This window comes from Streptomyces sp. NPDC058985 (genome assembly GCF_042740985.1).
GTDB lineage: Bacteria > Actinomycetota > Actinomycetes > Streptomycetales > Streptomycetaceae > Streptomyces.
Genome location: NZ_JBHYJX010000069.1, coordinates 23,949 through 34,804, shown reverse-complemented (window position 1 = coordinate 34,804; position 10,856 = coordinate 23,949). Strand labels below are relative to the sequence as shown.

General features: G+C 72.7%; 5 protein-coding genes. 3 read left to right on the top strand and 2 right to left on the bottom strand.

Annotation, left to right across the window (positions count from 1 at the left end):
• Positions 1 to 268: 268 nt before the first annotated feature.
• Complete coding sequence (locus ACFW01_RS36150; RefSeq protein ID WP_234954828.1) at positions 269 to 3,802, bottom strand: ATP-dependent DNA helicase; 3,534 nt, start codon at positions 3,800 to 3,802, stop codon at positions 269 to 271.
• Positions 3,803 to 4,077: 275 nt separating this feature from the next.
• On the bottom strand, positions 4,078 to 4,464 hold the full coding sequence (locus tag ACFW01_RS36145; RefSeq protein ID WP_384510787.1) for an MGMT family protein: 387 nt from the start codon (positions 4,462 to 4,464) through the stop codon (positions 4,078 to 4,080).
• A 185-nt stretch (positions 4,465 to 4,649) separates the two neighbouring features.
• On the opposite strand from ACFW01_RS36145, the gene ACFW01_RS36140 reads away from it, so the two are divergent.
• From ACFW01_RS36140 to ACFW01_RS36130, 3 genes are all read left to right on the top strand, one after another.
• Positions 4,650 to 7,463 (top strand): lysylphosphatidylglycerol synthase transmembrane domain-containing protein, encoded by a 2,814-nt coding sequence (locus tag ACFW01_RS36140; protein WP_234954830.1) that lies wholly within the window; start codon positions 4,650 to 4,652, stop codon positions 7,461 to 7,463.
• Between the two features lie 115 nt (positions 7,464 to 7,578).
• Positions 7,579 to 9,129: an alpha/beta hydrolase gene (locus tag ACFW01_RS36135; RefSeq protein ID WP_234954831.1), complete on the top strand. Its 1,551-nt coding sequence runs from the start codon at positions 7,579 to 7,581 to the stop codon at positions 9,127 to 9,129.
• 139 nt (positions 9,130 to 9,268) lie between these two features.
• Entirely contained in the window at positions 9,269 to 10,810 is a 1,542-nt protein-coding gene (locus tag ACFW01_RS36130) for an alpha/beta hydrolase (protein WP_234954832.1), read from the top strand.
• Positions 10,811 to 10,856 lie beyond the last annotated feature (46 nt).

The window sequence follows — 10,856 nt, the reverse complement described above, 5'->3', positions numbered from 1 at the left end:
AGTCCAAGAACATCACCCTGACCGCCGCAGCCCACCACTTCGGACTCTGGCCGGCCACCATCTCCACCCTCGAACGCGGGATCCGCCGAGACGACGACCTCGCCCATGCCTACCGCCACTGGCTCCAAGCCGCTTGACAGGCAATAGGAGCATCAGCCGGTGCCGGACGGCCCGAGGAGCCGGCGGAAGCGCTGGTCAACACCTGTGGTGCGGCTCGTCACACCGGTCGCGGCGGGGCTCGGCACGCCGCCGGTCGCACCTGCCCCGTCTACTCCACGACGTGCCGTCCCTCGGGCCGCGCGCTGCACGACGCGCGGAAGGCGCAGTGCGCGCAGTGCTGGCCGGCGGTAGGAGTGAAGCGTTCGTCGAGGACCTTGCCGGCGGCCGTGGCCAGCAGGTCGCCGACCCACTCGCCCGCCGCTCCCTCCGGCGACTCCTGTGCCTGCACCTTGGGCAGGGTCTCGCCGCCGTCCCGCCCGGCCGCGCCCTGACGGAGCTGGACCAGTTCGGCTCCGCCCGATTCGGGGCGTACGCCGTCGAAGGCCTCGTCGACAGCGCCCTCGCGGACCGCGAGCTGGTAGACGGCGAGCTGCGGGTGGTGTGCCACCTCGGCCGCGGTGGGCGCCTGCTTGCCGGTCTTGAAGTCGACGACGTAGGCGCGGCCGTCGCCGTCCCTCTCGACGCGGTCCATCTGGCCGCGGATGCGCACCTCGTACTCGCCCGCCTCCAGGGTCACGTCGAAGTCGTGCTCGCTGGCCACCGGGGTGCGCCCGGCGCGGTCCATGACGTGCCACTTCAGGAAGCGTTCGAGCGCCACGCGCGCGTTGGCCTTCTCCTGCGCGGACTTCCACGGCGCGTCGAAGGCGAGCGCGTTCCACACGGAGTCGAGGCGTTCCATCAGGACGGCGAGGTCTGCCGGGGTACGCCCGGAGGCCACCTCGTCGGCCAGGACGTGCACCACGTTGCCGAAGCCCTGGGCGGCCGTCGCGGGGGCGTCCGCCTTGACCTCGCGGCCCAGGAACCACTGCAGGGCGCACGTATTGGCCAACTGGTCCAGAGCGCTGCCGGAGAGCGTGACGGGGTGGTCGCGGTCGCGCAGCGGCACCTTGCTCTCGGTCGGGTCCCACATGCCCCACCAGCGGTACGGATGGGCGGACGGCACCAGTGGGCGGCCGTCCTCGTCGGCGAGGGCGGCCAGCCGGGCCAGGCGGCGGGCGGCGGCCTCCCTGAGAGGTTCGGAGACGCGGGGGTCGACGGTGGTGGCCCGCAGCTCGGCGACGAGCGCCGCGACGGCGAGGGGGCGGCGCGGGCGGCCCGTAACGTCGATGGGTTCGACACCGAGTTCGGTCAGGAACCGGGAGGGCTGGTCGCCGTCGTCGGCCGGTGCCTTCACCGCGGTCACGACGAGGCGTTCACGCGCGCGCGTGGCGGCCACGTAGAACAGGCGCCGTTCCTCCGCGAGCAGGGCTCCGGGGGTCAGTGGTTCGGCGAGACCGTCGCGGCCGATCCGGTCGGCCTCCAGCAGGGAGCCGCGGCGCCGCAGGTCCGGCCAGAGGCCCTCCTGGACGCCCGCGACGACGACCAGCCGCCACTCCAGCCCCTTCGAGCGGTGCGCGGTCATCAGGCGGACGGCGTCGGGGCGTACGGTGCGCCGCGTGAGGGTGTCGGCGGCGATGTCCTCGGCGTCGATCTCCTCCAGGAAGTTCAGGGCGCCCCGGCCACCGGTGCGCTCCTCCGCGCGGGCGGCCGTCGCGAACAGCGCGCACACGGCGTCGAGGTCGCGGTCGGCGTTGCGCCCGGCGGCGCCGCCACGCCGGGCGGAGCGTTCCAGACGGGCCGGCCACGGGGTGCCGTCCCAGAGGTCCCACAGAGCCTCCTCGGCGCTGCCGCCGTCCGCCAGGCGTGCGCGGGCCCGGCGGAGCAACGCGCCGAGGCGCTGGGCCCCGCGCGCGTAGGCGGGGTCGTGGACCGCCAGCCGCTCGGGCTCGGCCAGCGCACGCGCGAGCAGTTCGTCCGAGGGCGCGGGCAGCGCGTTGCCGGCGGCCCGCTCCTCGTCACGCAGGGCGCGGCCCAGGCGGCGCAGGTCGGCCGCGTCCATGGCGGCGAGGGGGGAGGTGAGGAGGGTGAGGGCGGTCTCGGTGGGGAGCCAGCAGGGGGCCGCTGCCCCGGCGTCCGGTCCTGTCTCCGGGGCCGGCTCTGCTTCCGCGTCCGGTTCTGCTTCCAGGGCCGCCGTGGTCTCCGGGTCCACCGCAGTCTTCGCGTCCGCGTCCGGCCCCGCTTCCAGGGCCGCCGTGGTCTCCGCGTCCACCGCGATGCCGTTCCCGGTCCCGGGCTCGCCCGAACCCACGTCACGGGCGCCGTCCGCCCCGGCCCCGGCCTCGTGCCCGGGCTCCCCCGCACCGATACCCGCCTCCGCCTCCGCCACCGCCCGCAGTGCCGTCAGCAGGGGTGCCACCGCGGGCTCGTGGCGCAGCGGAAGGTCGTCGCCGTCGATGTCCAGCGGGACGCCGGCCGCGGTGAGGGCCCGGCGCATCGTGGGGATGGTGCGTGAGCCGGCGCGTACCAGGACGGCCATGTCGCCCCAGGGGACGCCGTCCTCCAAGTGGGCCCGGCGCAGGATGTCGGCGACGTTGTCCAGTTCGGTACCGGCGGTCGGGTACGTGTACACCTCGACGCGCCCCCCGTCCCGCACCGGGGTCAGCTCGCGGTGGGCTCGTACCTTGGCGGCGGGCAGGCGGGCCAGCGGCATCCGCTGGGTCAGCAGGCGGGTACCGGCCAGCAGGCCCGCCCCGGAGCGCCGCGAGGTCCGCAGTACCTCGACCGGCGCCGGACGGCCGTCCGCGCGCGGGAAGGCGGCCGGGAAGTCCAGGATGCCGTTCACGTCCGCACCCCGGAAGGCGTAGATCGACTGGTCGGGGTCGCCGAAGGCGACGAGGGTCCGCCCGCCGCCGGCCAGGGCGTGCAGCAGCCGTACCTGGGCCGGGTCGGTGTCCTGGTACTCGTCGACGTAGACCGCGTCGTACTGACCCGCGAGGTGTGCGGCGACCTCGGGGCGGCGGGCGAGGAGCACCGCGCGGTGGACGAGTTCCGCGTAGTCGAGCACGCCGTGGAGGTCGAGCACGTCGAGGTACTCGGCGAGGAAGACGGCGGCGGCCCGCCAGTCGGGGCGGCCGATGCGCCGGGCGAAGTCTCCCAGCGCCTCCGGGCCGAGACCGAGTTCACGGCTGCGGGCGAGCACCGCGCGGACCTCGTCGGCGAAGCCGCGGGTGGTCAGGCAGGCGCGCAGTTCGTCGGGCCAGCGCACGTGGGCCAGTCCGAGCCGCTCCAGGTCGACCTGCCCGGCGAGCAGCTCGCGCACCGTGACGTCCTGCTCCGGGCCGGACAGCAGGCGCAGGGGCTCCACGAACAGGTCGCTGTCCTGGTGGGCGCGGACCAGGGCGTAGCCGAAGGAGTGAAAGGTGGTCGCCCGCGGCGCACGGGCGGCGCCCATGCGGAGGGCCATGCGGTCGCGCAGTTCGACGGCCGCCTTGCGGCTGAAGGTCAGCACCAGGATGCGCTCGGGGTCGCCGCCCTTGGCGATCCGGTCCGCCACGGACTCGACGAGTGTGGTGGTCTTGCCGGTGCCCGGACCCGCGAGGACGAGCCGCGGCCCGGCGGCGTGGTCAACCACGGCACGCTGTGCGGCGTCCAGACGAGGGGGGTCCCTTCGCGCCGGAGGGGTACGCACCAGTCGGTAAGCGCCGCGGCTCCCCCGTCGCACCTGGGGGTGCGACGGGGGTCCGGTGGAGGAAGAGGAGCTCACGTGGTTCGCCGGTCCTGGTGGGTGTGCTGGTGGGCCGTCCGCGTCGCGCGCACGGCGGTGACCGCGGGATGAGGGGGACGCGTGCGGCCGACGCTACGCCGACGGACGAGGTGGAAGCAGAGCTTCCTCTTCTTCCCTCTCCTCCCTCGGGTCACTCGCGACGCGCGTGTCCCCCGCCCCACGAACGTACGTCATGCCACAGACATGTCCGTTGTGTCCCGTTTCCCTCATCCGGATCACAGGTCACACGCCGTCCGGTCTCATGGCGGAAGCTGTCAGGTGTGACCCTGCGCACGTCCGCCGCCGTCCCACCGCGCCCGCTTCAGGTCGAGGCGCGGCAGATGGCCCTCCGCGGCCCTGCTCGCCTCCTTCAGGGGAGTGCCCTCGTCCCGGTAGCGGTCGAGGGCCTCCAGTTCGTGCCCGGCGAGCAGCGCCCCGTCAGCGCGGACGACGCGCCACCAGGGGACGCCTCCCCCGTAGAGGGACATCACGCGGCCGACTTGACGGGGTCCCCCCTCCTCCAGGTACTCGGCGACGTCCCCGTACGTCATGACGCGGCCCGGTGGGATCAGTTCGGTCACGTCGAGGACCCGCTCGGCATACTCGGGCAGCGCGTCCACGTGCTCCGCGCGGGCGCCGTCCGGAAGGCTGTGCTCGCTCATCCGCCCCATCCTGCCGCACTCCTGCGACAACGCGACGCGCTCCCGAGGGTGCGATTCCCTCGCCCGGACGCGGTGCTTCGGGCAGACTGTGCGGCCCGCACGGGCACCCTGATGCCTGCCGAGGCCGACGCGGCATGCCACCATCGTGCGGGCGGTGACCAGTGATACGAGAGCAAGAAGAGGCGATGAAGCAGCAGGGTGTGCACCCCGAGGACGCCGAGGGCACCTCTGACGCTTCGTCGCGCCCGGACACCGCGGACGACAGCGGCGGGAAGACCGCCCGGCGTGCGGCGGCGGGCAGGTCGGCCACGGCCGCCGATCCCGACGACGTGGCGCACATCGACGAGGTGGAGGGCGACGAACCGCTCCTCCCCGCGCGCGTGCACCGCCCCTCCGACCTCATGCGGCTGCTGGTGGGTCTGCTCGCCGTCGCCGTACTCCTCGCCGTGGCCGCCTTCGCGCACGGCACCACCTCCGGCCTCGAACAGGACATCAACAAGGGGACGGGGCAGGCTCCCGACCTGCTCATCAAGATCGCGGGGCTGGCGTCCAGCATCGCGATCCTCCTGGTACCGGTCGCCTTCGCGATCGAACGGCTGATCAAACGGGACGGGCTGCGGATCGCCGACGGCGTGCTGGCGGCGGTCCTCGCCCACGGGGTGACCCTGGCCACGGACCTGTGGGTCGCCAGGGCCGCCCCGGGATCCATCCAGGAGGCGCTCACCCAGCCGTCCCCGGGCGACATCCACGCGCTGACCGACCCCGTGCACGGCTATCTGGCCCCGGTCATCGCCTACATGACCGCGGTCGGCATGTCCCGCAGACCTCGCTGGCGCGCGGTGCTGTGGATCGTGCTGCTCCTCGACGCGTTCTCGATGCTCGTCACCGGCTACACCACCCCGTTCTCGATCATCCTGACCGTCCTCATCGGCTGGACCGTGGCCTACGGCACGCTGTACGCGGTCGGCTCCCCCAACGTCCGGCCCACCGGCCGGACGCTGATGGCGGGCCTGCGGCACGTCGGCTTCCGCCCGGTGACCGCCGCCCGCGAGGAAGCACCCGCGGACACCTCGGAGACCGGCGACCGCGGCCGCCGCTACTTCGTCACGCTGGAGGACGGGCATCCGCTCGACGTGACGGTGGTGGACCGGGAGCAGCAGGCGCAGGGCTTCTTCTACCGCGCCTGGCGCAATCTGACGCTGCGCGGCTTCGCCACCCGCAGCAGCCTCCCCTCCCTGCGGCAGGCCCTGGAGCAGGAGGCACTGCTCGCCTACGCGGCGATCGGCGCCGGCGCCAACGCTCCCAAGCTGATCGCGACGTCCGAGCTGGGTCCCGACGCGGTCATGCTCGTCTACGAGCACACCGGCGGACGCACCCTCGACTCCCTGCCGGACGAGGAGATCACCGACGAACTGCTGCGCGGCACGTGGGAGCAGGTCCAGGCGTTGCAGTCCCGGCGTATCGCACACCGCAGGCTGGTGGGCGACGCGATCCTGGTGGATCGTTCCGGCGCGGTGATCCTCACCGACCTGCGCATCGGCGAGATCGCCGCCGGAGACCTGCTGCTGCGCATGGACATCTCCCAGCTCCTGGTGACGCTCGGCCTGCGCGTGGGCGCCGAGCGCGCGGTCGCCTCGGCGGTGGACGTGCTCGGTCCCGACGCCGTGGCGGACTGCCTGCCGATGCTCCAGCCCATCGCGCTCAGCCGCTCCACACGCGCGACGCTGCGCAGACTCGCGCGGGAACGCGCCGAGCGCGAGCGCGAGGCGGTCCTGGAGTCGTCCCGGCAGGCCAAGCTGGCCCGTGCGGAGGCGGCCGCCGGGGAGGACGCGGGCGACACACCCGGGAAGAGCGTCCAGCTCACCAAGACGGAAGACACCAGCAAGGCCGAGAAGCCAGATAAGTCAGACAAGACTGACAAGAAGGCCGCGCGTGCGGAACAGCGGGCCGAGAAGCGGGCCGTGGAAGAGGCGCTGGAGGAGGCGCGCGAGGAGGACCTGCTCACCCTGATCCGGCATGCCGTGCTGCGCATCAGGCCGCAGGCCCCGGTCGAGCCCGCCCGGCTGGAGCGGGTGCGTCCGCGCACGCTGATCAGCTTCATCGCCGGGGCGATCGGCGCCTACTTCCTGCTGACGCAGCTCACCCACATCGAGTTCGGTCCGCTGATCTCGAACGCCCAGTGGGGCTGGGTGGCCGCGGCCGTGCTGTTCTCGGCGGCGAGTTACATCGCGGCGGCGATGGCCCTGCTGGGCTTCGTGCCCGAGCGGGTGCCGTTCCTGCGGACCGTGGCCGCGCAGGTCGCCGGCTCGTTCGTGAAGATCGTCGCCCCGGCGGCGGTCGGCGGCGTGGCGTTGAACACCCGCTTCCTCCAGCGCGCGGGCGTGCGCCCGGGACTCGCGGTGGCGAGTGTCGGTGCCTCCCAGTTGTTCGGGCTCGGCTGCCACATCCTGATGCTGATGGCCTTCGGCTATCTGACCGGCACGGAGAAGACGCCGTCGCTGTCCCCGTCCCGGACGGTCATCGCGGGTCTGCTGACCGTGGCGGTGCTCGTGCTCGTGGTGACCTCGGTGCCGTTCCTGCGCAAATTCGTCGTCACGCGCGTGCGGTCGCTCTTCGCCGGGGTCGTACCGCGCATGCTGGACGTGCTGCAGCGGCCGCAGAAGCTGATCACCGGCATCGGCGGCATGCTGCTGCTCACCGCCTGCTTCGTGATGTGCCTGGACGCCTCGATCCGGGCCTTCGGCGACGACTCCACGTCGATCAGCCTGGCGAGCGTCGCGGTCGTCTTCCTCGCGGGCAACGCCCTGGGGTCCGCGGCGCCGACGCCTGGCGGTGTGGGCGCGGTCGAGGCGACGCTGACGGTCGGCCTGATCGCCGTCGGCCTCCCGAAGGAGGTCGCCGCCCCCGCGGTACTGCTCTACCGGCTGCTGACTCTCTGGCTGCCGGTCCTGCCGGGCTGGCTGATGTTCAACCACCTGACGCGGAAAGAGGCGCTCTGACCCAGGCGTCGAACCGCGCGTCGAACCGCGCGGCACCCGCCCACGCGGCGCCCGCCCGTCCCTCGTACGGCTCCTGCCCCGAGCGCACCGTCCGGCACGACCGCACGATGGACGCATGCCGAATCCCTCCCGGCTGCGCGCCGCCGCCCTGACCACCACCGCCGTCACGCTGTCCGCCCTGCTGGCAGGGTGCGGCGGCGGTTCGCCAGAGGACGACGAGAACCTCTCGCAGCAGAAGCTCAGCTGGAAGGAGTGCCCGGCACCGTCCGAGGCCGAGGGCGGTGGCGCCGCCCCCTCCCCGCTGCCGGACGGCGCCGCGTGGCAGTGCGCCACCATGAAGGCGCCCCTCGACTACGACGACCCCGAGGGCGACACGATCGACCTCGCGCTGATCCGGGCCGAGGCGAGCGGTGCGGCCGACCGGCGGATCGGCTCGCTGATCTTCAATTTCGGCGGCCCCGGCGGATCGGGCGTGACCACACTGCCCGCCTTCGGGCAGGACTACGCGAAACTGCGCACGCGCTACGACCTGGTCAGCTTCGACCCGCGCGGCGTCGGCCGCAGTGCCCCGGTGGAGTGCCTGGACGACAAGCAGCTGGACACCTACTTCCAGCAGGACGCCACCCCCGACGACGCCGCCGAGCGCACCGAGCTGGTGGACAACACCGAGAAGTTCAACGCGGCCTGCGAGAAGAACTCGAAGAAGGTCCTCCCGCACGTCCCCACCACCGACGCGGCCCGCGACATCGACCTGATGCGCCAGGTCCTCGGCGACGACAAGCTCTACTACTTCGGCATCTCCTACGGCACCGAACTCGGCGGCGTCTACGCCCACCTGTTCCCGAAGCGGGTGGGCCGGGCCGTCTTCGACGCGGTCGTCGACCCCACCGAGACCCCCGAACAGGGCTCGCTCGGACAGGCCGAGGGCTTCCAGCTCGCGCTCGACAACTACGCCGAGGACTGCGTGTCCAAGGTCGAGGACTGCCCGGTCGGGGACACCGCCGACGACGTCAAGTCCCGTATCGCCCGGCTGCTGAAGGACCTGGACCGCAAACCGATCCCCGGCATCTTCCCCCGCGAACTGACCGAGACCGCGGCGACCGGCGGCATCGCGCAGGCGCTGTACTCGAAGGACTTCTGGGAGTACCTCACCGAGGGCCTGGAGCAGGCCTACGACGGTGACGGCCGGGTCCTCATGGTGCTGTCGGACTCGTTGAACGGGCGCAACGAGAACGGCCAGTACAGCAACATCACCGCGGCCAACGTCGCGATCAACTGCGCCGACGACAAGCCCCGGTACGACACCGCCTACGTGGAGAGCAAGCTGCCCGCATTCCGGAAGGCGTCACCGCTGTTCGGCGACTTCCTCGCCTGGTCCATGCTCAGCTGCACCGACTGGGCGGTGGCCGGCGCCGCCGACCATCCGGACGTCAGCGCTCCGGGTGCGCCGCCGATCCTGGTGATCGGCAACACCGGTGACCCGGCGACGCCGTACGAGGGAGCCGGGAGGATGGCGGAGGCGCTGGGCGAGGACGTCGGTGTGGAACTGACCTACAAGGGCCAGGGCCACGGTGCCTACGACAGCAAGGACACGTGCGTACGGAACGCCGTGGACGGCTACCTGCTGGACGGGAAGGTACCCGCGGCCGGCACCGTCTGCCCCTGACCGCGACATCGCTCCAGGACTGGAAAACACCTGGTCAAAGCGTTATCCACAGGCTTCGGCGGGCGCTGCGTGATCCGCCTACCATGGCATGACCGCCATCCGCCGCACGGCGCGGACGGCTTGCGTGGGGGGAGAGGACATGGCGCGTCTCGTACGGTGGACGGCTCTGGCGGCCGCCGCCGCACTGCTGACGGCGGGCTGCAGCGGCGGCTCGTCCGAGGAGGACGGGGACGAGGGGGGCGGGAGCAGCGCGGGGCCCTCGGCGGCGGCACCGTCCGGGGTGCCCGAGGCACTGGCCTCCCAGTCGCTGGAATGGGGCCGCTGCGAAGGCACCGCCGACTCCCCCGCACCGGGCGGCGACTGGCGTTGCGCCACACTCGAGGCGCCGCTGGACTGGTCCGACCCGGACGGCGAGACCATCGGCCTCGCGCTGATCCGGGCCGAGGCCAAGGGCGGGGAGCGCGTCGGCTCCCTGCTGTTCAACTTCGGCGGCCCGGGCGGCTCCGGCGTCTCCATGATGCCGTCCTACGGCGAGAGCGTCTCCTCGCTGCACGAGCGGTACGACCTGGTGAGCTGGGACCCCCGCGGGGTGGCCGCCAGCGAGGGTGTCCGCTGCCGCGGCGACGAGGCGATCGACGCGGCCGAGACGGTGGACTCCACGCCGGACACCGCGACCGAGGAACAGGCGTATCTGAAGGACGCGGCCGACTTCGGCAAGGGCTGCCAGAAGGCCGCCGGCAAGCTGATGGCGCACGTCTCGACCACGGACACGGCCCGCGACATGGACCTGATGCGCCATGTACTGGGCGACGAGAAGATGCACTACTTCGGCATCTCGTACGGCACCGAACTGGGCGGGGTGTACGCCCACCTGTTCCCGAAGCGGGTGGGCCGCATGATCCTCGACGCCGTCGTGGACCCGGGCGCCGACACGATGGGCCACGCCGAGAACCAGGCCAGGGGCTTCCAGCGGGCGCTGGACGACTACCTGAAGTCGACCGGGCAGGAACCCCGGCAGGGATCGCGGAAGATCGCCGCCCTGCTGGAGCGGCTGGACGCGGAGCCCCTGCCGACGTCGTCGCCGGGACGGAAGCTGACGCAGACGCTGGCGCTCACCGGCATCGTGCTGCCGCTCTACAGCAAGACCAGTTGGCCGGCCCTGACCAGCGCGCTGGCGGCGGCCGAAGAGGGCGACGGCTCGGAACTGCTCGCCCTCGCCGACGGCTACAACGAACGCGACGACTCGGGGCGCTACGGCACGACGACCCACTCCCAACGGGTCATATCGTGCCTGGACGACAAGCAGCGGCCGACCGTGGAGGAGACGAAGGCGCTGCTGCCGAGGTTCGAGAAGGTCTCGCCGGTCTTCGGAGCCTTCCTGGGCTGGGACACGGCCGGCTGGTGTCACGACTGGCCCGTACCCGGACAGCACGAGACCCCGGAGGTGAGCGCGGCCGGCGCGGCCCCGGTCCTGGTGGTCGGCAACACCGGCGACCCGGCCACGCCCTACGAGGGTGCCCGCAGGATGGCGGACGAGCTGGGCAAGGACGTCGGCGTGATGCTCACCTGGAAGGGCGAGGGGCACGGGGCGTACGGGAGCGGGAGCGACTGTGTCGACTCCGCGGTCGACGCCTACCTGCTGAAGGGGACGGTGCCCGAGGACGGCAAGGTCTGCTCATGAGGACGGCGGGGGCTTCGGGCACCCGTGGTGCGCGAAACCCCCGCCG

Bases quoted from the DNA above. Each gene is read 5' to 3' on its own strand.
- ACFW01_RS36145 (WP_384510787.1), bottom strand. From the start codon at position 4,464: ATGAGCGAGCACAGCCTTCCGGACGGCGCCCGCGCGGAGCACGTGGAC.
- ACFW01_RS36140 (WP_234954830.1), top strand. From the start codon at position 4,650: ATGAAGCAGCAGGGTGTGCACCCCGAGGACGCCGAGGGCACCTCTGAC.
- ACFW01_RS36135 (WP_234954831.1), top strand. From the start codon at position 7,579: ATGCCGAATCCCTCCCGGCTGCGCGCCGCCGCCCTGACCACCACCGCC.
- ACFW01_RS36130 (WP_234954832.1), top strand. From the start codon at position 9,269: ATGGCGCGTCTCGTACGGTGGACGGCTCTGGCGGCCGCCGCCGCACTG.